Source organism: Mesorhizobium sp. B264B1B (assembly GCF_020165765.1).
GTDB lineage: Bacteria > Pseudomonadota > Alphaproteobacteria > Rhizobiales > Rhizobiaceae > Mesorhizobium.
The window spans coordinates 29,164-43,948 of the sequence record NZ_JAIUIS010000008.1; the positions used below are offsets into that span (position 1 = coordinate 29,164).

Sequence of the window (14,785 nt, forward strand, 5' to 3'; positions counted from 1 at the left end):
ACAAAACTGTGCAACAATCGACACGCCGGACATCCGGTGCCAGTTGACACGCGGCCGGCCTTTCTCCGAAGAGGCGATGCGGGGCCCAGGCCAAGGCTCATGAGGACGAAAAGCGATGCCCGTGGAAAAACCCAGACCGGCCCGCTCCGGATTGCCGATGGTGTCGTCGGATCTCAACGTCAAGACGGCGTGGCTCTATTATGTGGAGGGCTTCACGCAGGAGCAGATCGCCGAGAAGCTCGACGTCTCCAGGGTGAAGGTCATGCGCACGCTGGCCGCGTGCACGGCCGAAGGCATCGTCGTCACCATGATCAACGCGCCGACCGCCGAACAGGTGGCGCTCGAACGTGCACTCGAGAAGCGCTGGGGCCTCGACGCCGCCGTCGTCATCCCGACGCCTTCGGCGCAAGACCACCTGGAGAAAGCGATCGGCCACGCCGTGGCGGCCTATCTCGGCGAGCAGATGCAGGACGGCATGACGCTGGCAATCGGCGGCGGCGCGACCCTGCATGCCAGTTTGGGCTTTCTCGCCCGCCGGCAGCTGAAGCACGCCTCGGTCGTGGCGCTCGTCGGCAGTCTGCCGCATTCGCAATGGATCAATCCGTCCATCGTCGCCGCCAAGGTCGCCGATGTCTTCGAGGTCGACAGCTACCAGATCACCGCGCCGGTGACGGTCGACAACCCCTCGCTGCGTGACCTGCTCTGGGCGCAGCCGGCGCTGCAAGACGTGCGGCCGCGCGCGGCCGCCGCCGATATCGCGCTGCTTACCGTCGGCGACATGTCGCCGGACGCGACCATCTTCCGCCACGGCATCGTGCCGTCGTCGCTCATCGCGTCGCTGAAAGCGAAGGGCGCGGTCGCCAACATGCTGTGCTATTTCGTCGATGCCTCAGGCAGGCTGGTCGACCACGAAGTCAACGGCCGCGTCATGGCCATCGACCTCGATGTCGTCGGCCAGGTGCCGAATGTCGTGCTGGCCGCCGGCGGAAAACGCAAGGTGGCCGCGATCCTCGCCGCGCTGAAGGCCGTCAGCACCAATGTGCTGATCACCGACAGCGATACGGCGACGGCGCTGCTGGCAAAGGCTGGCTGACGCTGCTTCCAGTGCCGCTTAGATCAGGCCGCGTTCGCGCAAGAAATCCTCGACGCCGACATGGGTCATGGATTCGAATTCGGCGATCGCCTCGGCCACCCGCCTGCGCTGGGCCGCCAGCAGCGTGAACACCTGCTTCATCTCGCCGGAAACGCCGAAGCGGCCCCAGCGCTCCGCGATATGCGCAGGCAAGCCGATGTCGGCGCAGAACGCATCCAGGCTCTCATAGCCGAGACTGGCGACGAGTTGCTTGGTTTCGTCCGCCGACATGCGCGGCTCGAAAGCGTGATCGTGCAGGCGCTGCGCCACCAGCTTGATGTCGGACGGAGACGCGCCCATCACCTTGCCGAACAGGGTCTTGACGTCGGATGGATCGAATGCGGGCATGCGGACCTCCCTTGATCACAGTCCACCTGAAACATGGGCGAAGGGTTCGCGCCTGACAAGTCGATTCTGTGGTGGGCCGGCGCATCATCCGACGCCGGCCCACGTCAACGTGACCTACACCAGCATGCCCATCGGGTTCTCGATCAGCTTCTTGAAGGCGACCAGCAGTTCGGCACCGAGTGCTCCGTCCACGGCGCGATGGTCGGTCGACAGCGTCACCGACATCACCGTGGCGATTCTGATCTCGCCGTTCTTGGCCACCGCCCGCTCCTCGCCGGCGCCCACCGCCAGGATCGTCGCATGCGGCGGGTTGATGACGGCGGCGAAATCCTTGATGCCGAACATGCCAAGGTTCGACACCGCCGTGGTGCCGCCTTGATATTCCTCCGGCTTCAGCTTGCGGCTGCGCGCGCGGCTGGCCAGGTCCTTCATCTCGTTGGAGATCACCGACAGCGTCTTTTGGTCCGCCTTGCGGATAATCGGCGTGATCAGACCGCCGGGGATCGACACGGCGACGCCGACATCGGCATGCCTGTGCTTGACCATGGCGCTTTCGGTCCACGAGGCATTGGCATCCGGCACCGCTTTCAGGGCCATGGCCATCGCCTTGATCACCATGTCGTTGACCGACAGCTTGTAGGCGGGCGCCTCGCCCTTGTCGGTCTTCTTTACCGGTGCGGCCGCATTGAGCTGCGTGCGCAGCGAAAGCAGCGCATCGAGCTCGCAGTCGAGCGTCAGGTAGAAATGCGGGATGGTGGTCTTGGCCTCGACCAGCCGGCGCGCGATGGTCTTGCGCATATTGTCGTGCGGGACGAGATCGTAGGAGCCTTCCTCGAACAGGCGCAGCACGTCCCCCTCCCCCTTGAGGGGAGAGTGGCCGGCCGCAGGCCGGTCGGGTGGGGTCGCTTCGACGGGGCTCGGCGCAAAAGCGGTGCCTCCTGAGACGACCCCCTCCGTCCGCTTCGCGGACACCTCCCCCTCGAGGGGGGAGGAGAGTACCGCATCGATATCCGCCTTCACGACGCGGCCATGTGGGCCTGTGCCTGATATGCCGGAGAGATTCAGTCCTGCTTCACGAGCCAATCGACGCGCCAAGGGTGTAGCGCGGGTTTTTCCCTCCCCCTCGAGGGGAGGGTGGCCGGCCGAAGGCCGGTCGGGTGGGGTCGGTTCGACCGGGCTCAGCGCGAGGGCGGTGCCTTCTGAGGCAACCCCCTCTGTCGACTTCGTCGACATCTCCCCCTCAAGGGGGGAGATTGGCGCCTTGTCCTGCTTGGCCCCGTAGCTTTCATCATCGGCATAGATCCACGCAACCGGCGCGCCGACGGGGATATCGACGCCTTCCTTGCCGGAGACATCGCGCAGGATGCCGCTGGCCGGCGCGTCGATTTCCATCGCCGCCTTGTCGGTCTCGATCTCGAACAGCACGTCGCCCTTCTTGACCCGGGCGCCTTCCTCGGCGAACCAGCGCGAGATCTGTCCGGTCGCCATGTCCATGTCGACCTTGGGAAGAATGACTTCGGTCGGCATGTCTCAGCGAACCCCTCTCACGAGGTCGCGGGCGGCGGTGATGATGCCGGGAACCTGCGGCACCGTCGCCTTCTCCAGCTCCGGATTGTACGGGATCGGCGTCTCCGCGCCGCCCAGCCGCACGATCGGCGCGTCGAGATAGTCGAACGCCTCGCTCTCGGCGATCATGGCGCTGACCTCGGCGCCGATGCCCAGCGTCTTGACCGCTTCGTAGACGCACATCAGCCGCGACGTCTTCTTGACGCTGTCGATGACGGTCTGCTTGTCCATCGGCCGGATCGTCCTGAGGTCGACGACTTCGACGTCGATGCCTTCCGCTTCCAGCGCGGCCGCGGCGTCGAGCGCCTTCTGCACCATGATCGAGGTGGCGACGATGGTGAGATCGCGCCCTTCGCGGCGGATATCGGCCTTGCCGATCGGCACCGTGTAGTAGCCTTCCGGAACCGGGCCCTTCATCTTGTAGAGCAGCTTGTGCTCGAAGATCATCACCGGATCGGGATCGGCGACGGCAGCCAAAAGCATGCCCTTGGCATCGTGCGGCGTCGCCGGCTGGATGACCTTTAGGCCCGGCACATGGCCGAGCCAGGCCTCCAGGCTCTGGCTGTGCTGCGCGGCGGCACCGGTGCCGGAACCGGCGGGAAAGCGCATCACCACGGGAACGGAAACCTCACCGCCCAGCATGAAGCGCATCTTGGCCGCCTGGTTGACGATCTGCTCCATGGCGAGCGTGGCAAAGTCGGAGAACTGGAACTCGAAGATCGGCCGCATCCCGGTGAGGGCCGCACCCACCGCGACACCCGCGCCGCCCAGTTCCGAGATCGGCGTATCCATCACCCGGTCCGCGCCGTAGCGCTCGACCAGATCGCCGGTCACCTGGAAGGCGCCGCCATAGACGCCGATGTCCTCGCCCATCAGGAAGACGCGTTCGTCCATGTCCATGGCGATCGCCATGGCTTCCTGGATCGCCTGGGCGTAGCTCAGTTCACGCACCATCGCGTCCATCACGCCTGCTCCGTATACACGTAATTTCCGGTCTCGCTGACATCAGGCGACGGGCTCGCCTTGGCGAACTCGATGCCGTCGGCGATTTCCTTGGCCACCGCTTCGCGGATCGCCTCGATGCCCTTGTCGTCAATGAACCCGAAGTCGCGCAGCTCGCTTTCGAACAGGGTGATCGGATCGCGGTTCGACATCCAGTCCTCGATCTCCTCCTTGGTGCGATAGCGGTTGCGGTCGCTCTTGGAATGGCCGCGATGGCGGTAGGTCTTGGACTCGATCAGCGTCGGCCCCTCGCCCGCGCGTGCGCGCTCGACGGCCTTGTAGGACGCCTCGGCGACCTCCGAAAAAATGTTGCCGTTGACGATGACGCCGGGCATCGAATAGGCGGCGGCGCGCTCGGCGATGTTCTTGACCGCGGTCGAGCGGGCCGTCGACGTCGACATGCCGTAGCCATTGTTCTCGCACACGAAAATCACCGGCAGCTTCCAGATCGCCGCCATGTTCAGCGCCTCGTGGAAAGCGCCCTCATTGTTGGCGCCGTCGCCGAAGAAGGAGACCACGACCTTGCCGGTCTTCATCATCTTGGAGGAGAGCGCCGCCCCGACGGCGATCGGAATGCCGCCGCCGACGATACCATTGGCGCCCAGATTGCCCTTGGCCACGTCGGCGATGTGCATCGAGCCGCCGCGTCCCTTGCAGTAGCCGGTGGTCTTGCCGAAGAACTCGGCGAACATGCGCTTGACCTCGGCGCCCTTGGCGATGCAGTGGCCGTGGCCGCGATGCGTCGAGGTGATCTGGTCATCCTCGCCGAGCGGCATGCAGATGCCCATGGCGCTGGCTTCCTGCCCGATCGACAGATGCATGGTGCCGTGGATGAGGCCGCGCGTGTAGCTCTCCTCCGCGCCCTCTTCGAAGCGGCGGATGAGGTACATCTTGTAGAGCACCTGTCTGAGCTGCTCGGCGCTGTACTGGCGATAGACGAAGGGCAGGTTGGCGCGGCTGTCCGCGACGGCTTTGCTGGCTGCGGCCATGATCACACCTCCACGGTTCCGTAGACGAGCTTGTCCTGGCGCGCGCGCAGTTCGGCGATCTTGGAGCCGGGAGCCGGGGCGGCATTGGCGTAGGTGATGAGCTCGCCCTTCTTGATCGGCGCCGTCACCGAACCGCCTTGCAGCAGACCGCAGGGAATGGCCCTGGCGGCATGTGCTTCCGGCGCCGTCATGATCCAGGCGCGGTAGCAATATTCGCCGATCGCATCGAGCTTCTCGCCCGGCTTCATGTCCTTCTTGGCCACGGCTGCGACTTCGGCCACCGGCTTTGCCAGCGGCACCATGTCGGCCTTGCCGTAGAGCACGACGCGGGCGCAGGTCAGGGGCACTTCGAGCGAGGTCAGATGGTAGGGCCGATGGAAGGTGAAGTACGGGCCCTTGCCCATCTTCAAATCTTCCATGCGCTCCGAAATGCGCGGATGCGACATGTCGGCGACGACGAACACGCCGGGCGCGACACCCTTGCCGACCGAATAGTCGACGACGCCGACCTTCGACAGCACGCCGCCGTCCTTCTGCGGCACCAGCACCTTGGACAATTCGCCGAGCGTCGCCGCCGGACCATGCATGCCGGCCTTGTCGGGCACCAGCCCGGTGGCGTTGGCGATCGCCGCCATCTCGACCATGGTCTTGGAGCCGTCGACGAACTCGACCAGCATACGCACATTCATGTGCCGGCGCTTGGCTTCCTCTTCATAGTCGGGCGGCGTGGCGTCGATGTTGAGCGGATTGTTCTTGCCCTTGCCGGCGGCGACGATCGGATGGCCCATCGCCGAGACGAATTCGATAAGCTCCATGCAGGAAGACGGCTCGTCGCCGGCGCCCAGCGAATAGGTGACGCCGAGCCGGTCGGCCTCGCTCTTGAGATAGGCGCCGATGGTGACGTCGGCCTCGACATTCATCATCACCAGGTGCTTGCCGTGCTCCATGGCGCGCAAGCCGATCTCGGCGCCGACGGCGGGAACGCCGGTGGCGTCGATGACGACGTCGATCAGGTCATTGTTGATGACCAGGCTGGCGTCGTTGGTGACCGCCACCTTGCCGGCCTCCATGGCGGCCGTCATCGCCGAGGCGTTCGACACTTCGCGCGCATGCCCGGTTTCCTGGAAGGCGATATCCACGGCCTTGCTGGCGGCGGGCAGGTTCAGCTCGGAAATGGCGCCGATCTCGATGCCGGACATATGGGCGACGCGGGTGACGATGTCGGTTCCCATCTCGCCCGAACCGATCAAGCCGATGCGGATTGGCTTGCCCGACTTGGCCCGCACCTCGAGATCACGGGCAAGGCCCGTCAACGAAACATTGGAAGCCATACCGCTCATTCCTCCCGTAATGCTGCTATTCAATCACCTGACGGGTATTGAACATCTGTATTTCTGTCAAGACTAATGTCCAGATTCGTAGCACTTTTGTACCCTTTCCAGCATCACGAGCAAGGTGGGAAAACCGGCAAATCCGACAACCAAACGCTCGCGACGGTTCGACGCATTCGGGCCCGGAAAAACTTCAACCGTGAGCGCGCTTGATGGCGAGAGAAGGGGCGCCCCCTGCTTAAGTGCTAGCCAACCGGAAAATCGTGGAAATGGATGATGGTGCTGACCGGAATGCCGCGCCATTTGCCGGCGATCAGCCGGTGGACACGTCCGGCGAAGATGTGACGGACACTGCCATGGCGTTGGAATAGCTCTTGAAGGGCATCGGCGTCGGTTAGCGTGACCTCGTCGAGCACCGGCATGTGGATGCCGAACGGCGGGTGGTGCATAAACAGGAGGACCGACCGGTCCGGTGCCTCTTGCAACCGCTTGCCGGCGCCTGCGGCATCAGCCGGGAACAGAACGCCTCGCCTGGGCTTTACTGTGCCGTCCAGCCGCCGTCCATCGGCAAGGTCGTGCCGGTGATCTGCCTGGCTGAATCCGAGCACAGGAACAGCGCCAGGGCGGCAAGGTCCTCGACGGCGACGAATTCCTTTGTCGGCTGTGCGGCCAGAAGCACATCGCGCTTGACCTGTTCCTCGGTCATGCCGCGCGCCTTCATGGTGTCGGGAATCTGCTTCTCGACCAGCGGCGTCCAGACATAGCCGGGCGCGATCGCGTTGACGGTGATGCCGTCCTGCGCGACTTCCAGCGCCACCGTTTTGGTCAGGCCTGATATGCCGTGCTTGGCCGAGACATAGGCGGATTTGAACGGCGAGGCGACGAGCGCATGCGCCGAAGCCGTGTTGATGATGCGGCCCCATTTGCGGCTCTTCATGCCAGGCAGCGCCGCTTTTATCGCGTAGAAGGCCGACACGAGGTTGATGCGGATGATCGCTTCCCATTTGTCGTCCGGGAATTCCTCGATCGGCGCGACATGCTGGATGCCGGCGTTGTTGACCAGGATGTCGAGGCTGCCGAACGCCTCTTCCGCCTCATGCACCATGGCGCTGACCGCCGCGCCGTCCATCATGTTGGCGTCGGAGTAGCGGCATTTGACACCGAAATCCTTCTCGATGCCGGCGCGCTCCTGCTCGATGGTCGTGGCGTCGCCCAGGCCGTTGATGGTGAGATTGGCGCCTTCGGCGGCGAAGGCGCGGGCGATAGCCAGGCCGATGCCGCTGGTCGAGCCGGTGACGAGGGCGTTTTTCGAAGACAGGGAAGCCATGGCGATCTCGCGAGAAGTGGGAGGGAAGATGACGATATAATTGTGCGTCGCAGCATGATAATGACAGAGCCTCGCGCAAAGAAAAAAGCAGCGCCGGCGACCGGCCTGCCTTTTTTTCTGAAAGTGCCTGCCCCGGCTCAGAACACCTGGTGAAAGATGAAGAACAGCACGAAGGCCAGCGTGATCGAGCACGGCAGCGTCAGCACCCAGGCCAGCAGCAGGTTGCGCACCGTCGACCATTGCAGGCCCGAGCCATTGGCGGCCATGGTTCCGGCGATGCCGGACGACAGCACATGGGTCGTCGACACCGGCAGGCCGAGCCTGTCGGCCATGCCGATGGTCACCATGGCGACGAGTTCGGCCGCGGCGCCCTGGCCATAGGTCAAATGGCCCTGATGGTCCGTCAGGGTCGCTTGGCCCGGGCAGGACCGACATCGGGCGATCCGGCGATTTCCAGCAGCGACGACACCAGCAATTGCCGCTCGTCTGGGGAAAGCACATCCGCGTCGAACAGATTCATGCTGCGCAGGCCCTCGATGGCGAGATAGCAGACCAGCAGCGATTTGAGATCCGGCGTCTCGCTCTTCAGTCGTTGGAAGAGTTGTCGCTTGAACGTCTTTATGGGCGACATGAAGTCCGGATCCTCGGCGATCGCCGAAAATATCCACGACGCCGATGGCTGCTTGTCCTCGCAATCCTTGGCCGAAAGCCTGATGTAGACGGCGAGCGGATTTGCGCCATTGTCGTTGCTGCTGGCGGTCTCCAGCGCCTGCTCGAACTCGCGCAGATAGCCTTCGACCAGGCCCTGCATCAATTTGGCCTTGGTCGGGAAATTGTAGAGCAGTCCGCCCTTCGATACGCCGGCGCGGCTGGCGACGGCATCCAGGGACAGGCTACCGGGGCCGGATTCCCGTGCGACGTCCGCCGCCGCAGCGAGAATCCTCTCGCGCGAGTTCGTTCGTTGGGCTTTCATGGCGCCTCCCATCGCAAGCTTAGGCCCAATTGACAAGACCGTCCAGACGGTACAGTAAGACCGCGGTCATTTGAAATCGGGGCCCGCAGTCGATATGTGTCCCGATATCCGCGCTTCGCGCCGGATTTCGACTGAGGGGACTTCCTTGTTCAAGCGCATACTCCGTTTCGTTATCATCATTCTTGTGTTGGCCGTGCTCGTCATCGTGGTCGGCGGCATCGTCGGGTTCAATTTCCTGCGTGACAACGGCATCAAGCAATATTTCGCCACGATGAAGCCGCCAGCGGCAACCGTGTCGACAACCATCGTCAAGCCGTCGAACTGGACGCCGGGCATCGAGGCGATCGGCACGGTCCGCGCCGTGCGCGGTGTCGACCTGACGGTTGAGACCGCCGGCATCGTCAAGGAGATCCCCTTCCATGCCAACGAGAAAGTGGCGGCCAATGCGGTGCTGCTGCAGCTCGACGACGCCGTAGAGCGTGCCGATCTCGCGGCACAGAAGGCGCAGGCGGCGCTCGATCAGACATCGCTGACCCGTGCACTCGAACTGACCAAGCGCGGTGTCGGCTCGGACTCGACCTTGGACACCGCACGTGCGGCCGCGTCCGCCTCGGCATCCCAGGTCAACAGGCTTCAGGCAGTGCTCGACCAGAAGCAGCTGACGGCGCCCTTTGCTGGAACCGTCGGCATCCCGAAGATCGATCTAGGCCAATATCTGGCGCCCGGCACCGCCGTGGTGACGCTGCAGGATCTCGACACGATGCGGGTCGACTTCACGGTTCCCGAACAGCAACTGCCGCTGCTCAAGATCGGGCAGACGGTTCGGCTGGGCCTCAGCGGCGGCGACATGCCTTTTGCCGGGACCATTCGCGGTATCGATCCCAAGATCGACCCGTCCAGCCGGCTGGTGAACATCCGGGCGGAAGTCGCCAATCCCGAAGGCAAGCTGACCCCCGGCCAGTTCGTGCAAGTGCGTGTCGAACTGCCCGAGGAGCAGAATGTGCTGGCGCTGCCGCAGACGGCGCTGACCACCAGCCTCTATGGCGACTACATATTCGTGGTGCACCCGGCAAAGCCCGCCGAGGCGCAGTCGACCAAGCCGGAGACAAACCCCGCCGCGGCGGCGACCGACAAGCCGGCGGACGCCAAGCCCGCGGCCGATGCCAAACCGGCCGAAGCCGCGAACCCTGCCGCGGATGCGGCAAAACCAGCGGACAAGGCCGCCGCCGATCAGGCCAAGCCGGCCGCGGGGGGCGAGCAGCCTGCCCTGGTCCTGTCGCAGGTATTCGTCAAGCCCGGCCGCCGCAACGAGGGCATGGTCGAGATCGTCGAGGGCCTCAAGGCGGGCGATGAGGTTGTCACGGCAGGTCAGAATCGCCTCTTCAACGGCATGTCCGTCAACGTCGACAACACCATCGATCCAACCAAATCGGCGAACAAGCAGGCCGACCAGCAATGAGCGTTTCCGATCTCTTCATTCGCCGCCCCGTCCTCTCCACGGTCCTTGCATGCATGATCCTGCTCCTGGGGTTCCAGGGCATATTCAGCCTGTCGATCCGCCAGTATCCGAAGGTTGACGAAACCGCGATCACCATCACGACGGCCTATCCGGGCGCCAGCGCCGACCTGATCCAGGGCTTCATTTCCGCTCCGATCGCGCGCGCCGTCGCCTCGACCGAGAACATCGATTACGTCACGTCGTCGAGCCGACCGTCCTCCAGCACCGTGACGGTGCAGATGAAGCTCGGCTCCAACCCGGACGTCGCGCTGACCGAAGTGCTGTCCAAGGTCCAGGGCGTGCGCGGCACCTTGCCGGACGCCTCCAAGGATCCCGTCATCGTCAAGGGCACGGGCCAGCAGTTCGCGATGATGTACATCTCGATGCAGAACCCGAACATGACCAAGGAGCAGCTGACCGAGTATATCGAGCGCGTCATCAGGCCCCGCATGTCGACGGTCGAAGGCGTCGCCGACGTGCAGATCTTCGGTGCCCAGGAATACTCGATGCGCGTCTGGATCGATCCGGTCAGGCTCGCCGCGCGCGGCGTGACGGCATCGGAAGTGCTGACGGCGATCAACAACTCCAACTTCCTGTCGGCGCCCGGCAACACCGAGAACGAATATGTCGTCTCCTCGATCACCGTGCGCTCGACGCTGCAGACGCCGGAAGCCTTCGCCGAGCTGCCGCTGCGCTCGACCGACGGCAATGTGGTGCGGCTGCGCGATGTCGCCCGCGTCGAACTGGGCGCCGAGAATACCGACACTAGGGTTTCTTTCAACGGCAAGCCAGGCACCTTCCTCGCCATCTTCCCGACCCCGGCTGCCAATCCCCTGACCACGGCGGCGGCGCTCACCAGGCTGGTGCCTCAAATCCAGGAGACGTTGCCGAAAGGCATGACGATCGAGATCGTCTACGACGCGACCGGGCAGATCAGCGCCTCGATCGACGAAGTGTTCAAGACCATCGGCGAGGCCGTTGCCATCGTCGTCGTCGTCATCCTTCTGTTCCTTGGCTCTTTCCGTTCGGTGATGATGCCCATCGTCACCATCCCGCTGTCGCTGATCGGCGTCTGCTTTCTGTTGTTCGCGGTGGGCTATTCGATCAACCTTCTGTCCCTGCTCGCCATGGTTCTGGCGATCGGCCTCGTCGTCGACGACGCCATCGTGGTGGTGGAGAATATCCACCGCCACATGGAAGAAGACCACATGTCGCCGATGCAGGCGGCCTTCAACGGCATGCGCGAGATCGCCACCGCCATCGTCGCCATGACCATGACGCTGGCCGCGGTGTTCGCGCCATTGGCCTTCACCGGCGGCCTGACCGGCGCGCTGTTCCGCGAATTCGCCGTCACGCTCGCCGGCTCGGTGGTGCTGTCGGGCGTGATCGCCATCACCATCACGCCAATGATGTCGGCGCGCCTGCTGAAGTCCGGCACGCCAGGCCGTTTCCAGCGCATTGTCGACGGCACTTTCGCGCGGGTCGAGCACGTCTATGAGCGGGCCGTCACCGGGTCGCTCAACTATCGCCCGCTGACGCTGATCATCGTGCTGGCGCTTGTCGGGGTGACCGGCTTCATGTTCACCAAGACCTCAACCGAACTGGCGCCGGAAGAAGACCAGGGCTTCCTGCTCTCGCTTGTAACGGCGCCGCGTTACGCGACATCCGACTACACCGAGACTTACGTCAACCAGATGCTCGGTCTGGTGAAGGATATTCCCGAGACGCGGGCGCAGTTCTCGGCCGTCGCGTTCGGCGGCACGACGAACAGCGCGTTCGTCGGTTTCGCCTTCAAGGACTGGGCGGAGCGCAAGCGAAACTCGAAGGAGCTGCAGGCCGACATCACAGCCCGTCTCGCCAAGGTGGCGGGCGTCCAGGCCTTCGTCTTTGCGCCACCGACGCTGCCGGGCTCCGGCGGCGGCCTGCCCATCGCCCTGGTGGTGCGATCGACCGGCGACTCCTCGGAAGTGTACGACGTGGCCGAGAAGATCAAGAACAAGGCACAGGCCTCCGGCCGCTTCATCGTCGTGCAGAATTCGATGGCCTATGACGCGCCGCAGGTGACGGTGACCATCGATCGCGACCGCGCCGCGGCGCTGAACCTGCCGATCGCCGATATCGGCCGGACGCTGACGCTGCTGGTCGGCGGCGCCGAAGTGGCGCAGTTCGACCGCGACTCCAACAGCTACGACATCATCCCGCAGGTGCCGAAAGAATTCCGCGACAATCCCGAAAAACTCGGCGAGTACTTCGTGCGCAGCGTAACGGGCGAGATGGTGCCGCTGTCTGCGGTGGTGAAGATCTCGACCAATGCGTCGCCGGCCGCGATCGAGCAGTTCAACCAGCTGAATTCGTCGACGATCTCGGCGCTGCCGCTGCCCGGCGTCACCACGGGCGATGGATTGAAAGTCCTCGAGGACATAGCCAGGGAGAGCCTGCCCGACACCTTCTTCATCGACTATTCGGGCCAGTCCAGGCAGGAGAAGGAACAGGGCAACACGATCCTGATCGCTTTCGGGGCGGCCGTCATCGTCATCTATCTGGTGCTGGCGGCGCAGTTCGAAAGCTTCCGTGATCCGCTGATCATCATGATGGCGGTGCCGCTGTCGATCTTCGGCGCCATCGTGCCGCTCAATCTGGGCCTCGGCACACTCAACATCTACACGCAGGTCGGACTGATCACGCTGATCGGCCTGATCACCAAGCACGGCATCCTGCTGGTCGAGTTCGCCAACCAGCAGCGCGAGATCCACGGTATGCGGCGGCGCGACGCCATCATCGCTTCGGCCAAGGTGCGGCTGCGGCCTATCCTGATGACGACGGCGGCGATGGCGCTTGGCGTGGTGCCGCTGATCACGTCCAGCGGCGCCGGCGCCGCTGCCCGCTATTCGATGGGCCTGGTCATTTTCACCGGCATCCTGGTAGGCACCATGTTCACGCTCTTCGTCGTGCCCATGTTCTATACCTTCATTGCCAGCAAGGACTTGCCCCAGCTGGCCGAGAAGCCGGATCCCAAATTGATGCCGGCATTGCCGAGCTGATGGAAACGGCATTGCCGAACTAACAAAAACTAACAAAGAAAAGAGGCCGAAACGTCCCGGCCTCTTTCTTTGGCTGTGCTCGATTACCGCGGGAAAATGTTCCGGCGGGAGCCCTGAACGGATATGGCTGCTGTGCCGATCCGTTGCCAGCCAGCTACTTGACGATGACGATGCTGGTGTTGGCCGGCCCGAAGGTTTCGACGAGCTGGTAGAAATCGGCGGCATTGTCGGGATGCAGCCGCACGCAACCATGCGAGGCCGGCCGGCCAAGCCGCTTGATGGCATAGGTGGCGTGCACCGCATAGCCGCCGCTGAAGAACACCGAATGCGGCATCGGCGCGTTGTCGTACTTCTTCGAATACCACATTTCATGCATGCGCGTCGGCTTGAACGAGCCGGTCGGCGTCACATGCGCCCTGTCGCCGGTGGAAACCTTCCAGGCGAAGGCCGGGCGGCCGTCGACCGAGACTTCCATCACCTGTTGCGAAAGCGAGACGCGCGCCACGATCTTGTTGGCGGCATGCGCGGTACCCGTGCTGGCGCCGAACAGAAGCGCCGCACCCGTCAGGGCAGCGGCGGCGGTGATGTTGATGAGCTTGGCGGAAATAGCAGTATGCATGATGTCCCTCTCTCTGCCGGGCTGGCCGGCCCCAAATTCGATGAGCGGCTTATCCCTGCATCATGTTTCGGAGAGATTTCGTGAAATGCTCGTTTGTGTTTCGAATATGTTTCCTCTGGTTAATGGGCCAAAGTTTCCAAATGGCGAACATTGACGCTGTCATCCTGGACAGGAGTAGGCACATAGGTATCCAGCCCGAAACGAAAGTTCGGATTAGCCAAAATTGAAAGGTTGGAGCCCTATTTCGAAACAGAATCTGCAACAAAGCGCATTTTCGGCGGCATGAAGCGGATACAGGCCGTCGGCAAAGTTGACGTAACGAAAGCAGACGGCAACGACCACGGGAACGAAAACGAACATGCGGTCCTGGTTTCTCGGGATCAGCATCGCAGCAGCAGCCATTAGCGGCGCCGGCACGGTTGCCGACGGTTCCATGGCCAGCCTCGCGGCGATGAGTTCGAGTGAGATCTCAACCCTCTATACCGTCCTGTTTTGTGCCACGGTCTGGATTGTTCCAGCCTGCGCATCGTCCGGCTCAAGGCCCACTGGCGGGTTGGCCTTCGGCTGCTGGCATTGCGCGGCCCCTCCGGCAACTTGCTGCTGAGAGGACCGAAGGCCCGCGCCGTGACGGGGGGCTCCGTAGACGGCGCGGGCACTTCGGGAGTTCCTGAAGTATGCCGAGGCGTCACGCGCCCACCCAAGACGGGCGTTGGTCTTCGGAAAACAAGCTGCCGCAACATGATTTACTGGGGATTGACGCAATGAAAACGAAACTTGCAGCCTCTGTGCTTTCGGCACTGCTCTACGCACAGGGCCTGCTCGGCTTTGCCGGGCTCGCCACCGTGCTCTTGAAAGAGCGCGCGCATGCAGGCGAGTTCGCGGCAGGCAGCGACATGCCGCCGGGGCCATCGCTACTGGTGGTGCGCTGAGCGCAGGGCAATCGGGCCCGAGGTGAAAAC

Annotated in this window: 14 protein-coding genes and 1 pseudogene; 4 read left to right on the forward strand and 11 right to left on the reverse strand. The window is 63.6% G+C overall.

The features are described from left to right. Positions 1-115 precede the first annotated feature (115 nt). Entirely contained in the window at positions 116-1,093 is a 978-nt protein-coding gene (locus tag LB547_RS17505) for a sugar-binding transcriptional regulator (protein ID WP_224620068.1), read from the forward strand. 18 nt (positions 1,094-1,111) lie between these two features. Here LB547_RS17505 and LB547_RS17510 read toward each other — a convergent pair whose 3' ends face one another. The 9 genes and pseudogenes from LB547_RS17510 to LB547_RS17550 form a co-directional block, all read right to left on the reverse strand. Then, entirely contained in the window at positions 1,112-1,480 is a 369-nt protein-coding gene (locus LB547_RS17510; protein WP_140500628.1) for a hypothetical protein, read from the reverse strand. A 114-nt stretch (positions 1,481-1,594) separates the two neighbouring features. Further along, positions 1,595-3,007, reverse strand: coding sequence for a pyruvate dehydrogenase complex dihydrolipoamide acetyltransferase (locus LB547_RS17515; protein ID WP_140672594.1), 1,413 nt, complete (start codon positions 3,005-3,007; stop codon positions 1,595-1,597). Between the two features lie 3 nt (positions 3,008-3,010). Next, positions 3,011-4,009, reverse strand: a complete 999-nt coding sequence (locus LB547_RS17520; RefSeq protein WP_140558466.1) for an alpha-ketoacid dehydrogenase subunit beta — start codon at positions 4,007-4,009, stop codon at positions 3,011-3,013. Further along, positions 4,009-5,037, reverse strand: coding sequence for a thiamine pyrophosphate-dependent dehydrogenase E1 component subunit alpha (locus tag LB547_RS17525; protein ID WP_140500625.1), 1,029 nt, complete (start codon positions 5,035-5,037; stop codon positions 4,009-4,011). Before LB547_RS17525 ends, LB547_RS17520 begins: the two co-directional genes overlap by 1 nt. A gap of 2 nt (positions 5,038-5,039) precedes the next feature. Further along, positions 5,040-6,368 (reverse strand): NAD(P)H-dependent oxidoreductase, encoded by a 1,329-nt coding sequence (locus LB547_RS17530; RefSeq protein ID WP_140763822.1) that lies wholly within the window; start codon positions 6,366-6,368, stop codon positions 5,040-5,042. A 245-nt stretch (positions 6,369-6,613) separates the two neighbouring features. Next, entirely contained in the window at positions 6,614-6,790 is a 177-nt protein-coding gene (locus tag LB547_RS17535; RefSeq protein ID WP_224619737.1) for a hypothetical protein, read from the reverse strand. 116 nt (positions 6,791-6,906) lie between these two features. Then, complete coding sequence (locus tag LB547_RS17540) at positions 6,907-7,695, reverse strand: 3-hydroxybutyrate dehydrogenase (protein ID WP_140561607.1); 789 nt, start codon at positions 7,693-7,695, stop codon at positions 6,907-6,909. 137 nt (positions 7,696-7,832) lie between these two features. Continuing rightward, a pseudogene (locus LB547_RS17545) lies at positions 7,833-8,084 on the reverse strand (inorganic phosphate transporter); the annotation flags it as partial. Positions 8,085-8,098: 14 nt separating this feature from the next. Beyond that, positions 8,099-8,668, reverse strand: coding sequence for a TetR/AcrR family transcriptional regulator (locus LB547_RS17550; RefSeq protein WP_140517913.1), 570 nt, complete (start codon positions 8,666-8,668; stop codon positions 8,099-8,101). 145 nt (positions 8,669-8,813) lie between these two features. Here LB547_RS17550 and LB547_RS17555 point away from each other — a divergent pair, with 145 nt between their 5' ends. Both LB547_RS17555 and LB547_RS17560 read left to right on the forward strand, forming a co-directional pair. Continuing rightward, entirely contained in the window at positions 8,814-10,127 is a 1,314-nt protein-coding gene (locus LB547_RS17555; RefSeq protein ID WP_140763819.1) for an efflux RND transporter periplasmic adaptor subunit, read from the forward strand. Continuing rightward, positions 10,124-13,207 carry an efflux RND transporter permease subunit gene (locus LB547_RS17560; protein ID WP_140517912.1) on the forward strand — a complete coding sequence of 1,028 codons (3,084 nt, stop codon included), beginning with the start codon at positions 10,124-10,126 and terminating at the stop codon, positions 13,205-13,207. Before LB547_RS17555 ends, LB547_RS17560 begins: the two co-directional genes overlap by 4 nt. Before the next feature lie 154 nt (positions 13,208-13,361). Here the strand turns inward: LB547_RS17560 and LB547_RS17565 are convergent, their stop codons facing one another. Together LB547_RS17565 and LB547_RS17570 are read right to left on the reverse strand one after the other, a co-directional pair. Beyond that, complete coding sequence (locus tag LB547_RS17565; protein WP_140561605.1) at positions 13,362-13,826, reverse strand: L,D-transpeptidase; 465 nt, start codon at positions 13,824-13,826, stop codon at positions 13,362-13,364. A gap of 213 nt (positions 13,827-14,039) precedes the next feature. After that, a complete protein-coding gene (locus LB547_RS17570; RefSeq protein WP_181171662.1) occupies positions 14,040-14,261 on the reverse strand; it encodes a hypothetical protein in 222 nt (73 codons plus the stop codon). 326 nt (positions 14,262-14,587) lie between these two features. On the opposite strand from LB547_RS17570, the gene LB547_RS17575 reads away from it, so the two are divergent. Next, complete coding sequence (locus LB547_RS17575; RefSeq protein WP_140558462.1) at positions 14,588-14,755, forward strand: hypothetical protein; 168 nt, start codon at positions 14,588-14,590, stop codon at positions 14,753-14,755. The last annotated feature ends 30 nt before the right edge of the window (positions 14,756-14,785 follow it).

Excerpts from the sequence above, each read along its gene's own strand:
- LB547_RS17505 (WP_224620068.1), top strand. The coding sequence starts at position 116 with ATGCCCGTGGAAAAACCCAGACCGGCCCGCTCCGGATTGCCGATGGTG.
- LB547_RS17510 (WP_140500628.1), bottom strand. The coding sequence starts at position 1,480 with ATGCCCGCATTCGATCCATCCGACGTCAAGACCCTGTTCGGCAAGGTG.
- LB547_RS17515 (WP_140672594.1), bottom strand. The coding sequence starts at position 3,007 with ATGCCGACCGAAGTCATTCTTCCCAAGGTCGACATGGACATGGCGACC.
- LB547_RS17520 (WP_140558466.1), bottom strand. The coding sequence starts at position 4,009 with ATGGACGCGATGGTGCGTGAACTGAGCTACGCCCAGGCGATCCAGGAA.
- LB547_RS17525 (WP_140500625.1), bottom strand. The coding sequence starts at position 5,037 with ATGGCCGCAGCCAGCAAAGCCGTCGCGGACAGCCGCGCCAACCTGCCC.
- LB547_RS17530 (WP_140763822.1), bottom strand. The coding sequence starts at position 6,368 with ATGGCTTCCAATGTTTCGTTGACGGGCCTTGCCCGTGATCTCGAGGTG.
- LB547_RS17535 (WP_224619737.1), bottom strand. The coding sequence starts at position 6,790 with ATGCCGGTGCTCGACGAGGTCACGCTAACCGACGCCGATGCCCTTCAA.
- LB547_RS17540 (WP_140561607.1), bottom strand. The coding sequence starts at position 7,695 with ATGGCTTCCCTGTCTTCGAAAAACGCCCTCGTCACCGGCTCGACCAGC.
- LB547_RS17550 (WP_140517913.1), bottom strand. The coding sequence starts at position 8,668 with ATGAAAGCCCAACGAACGAACTCGCGCGAGAGGATTCTCGCTGCGGCG.
- LB547_RS17560 (WP_140517912.1), top strand. The coding sequence starts at position 10,124 with ATGAGCGTTTCCGATCTCTTCATTCGCCGCCCCGTCCTCTCCACGGTC.
- LB547_RS17565 (WP_140561605.1), bottom strand. The coding sequence starts at position 13,826 with ATGCATACTGCTATTTCCGCCAAGCTCATCAACATCACCGCCGCCGCT.
- LB547_RS17570 (WP_181171662.1), bottom strand. The coding sequence starts at position 14,261 with ATGGAACCGTCGGCAACCGTGCCGGCGCCGCTAATGGCTGCTGCTGCG.
- LB547_RS17575 (WP_140558462.1), top strand. The coding sequence starts at position 14,588 with ATGAAAACGAAACTTGCAGCCTCTGTGCTTTCGGCACTGCTCTACGCA.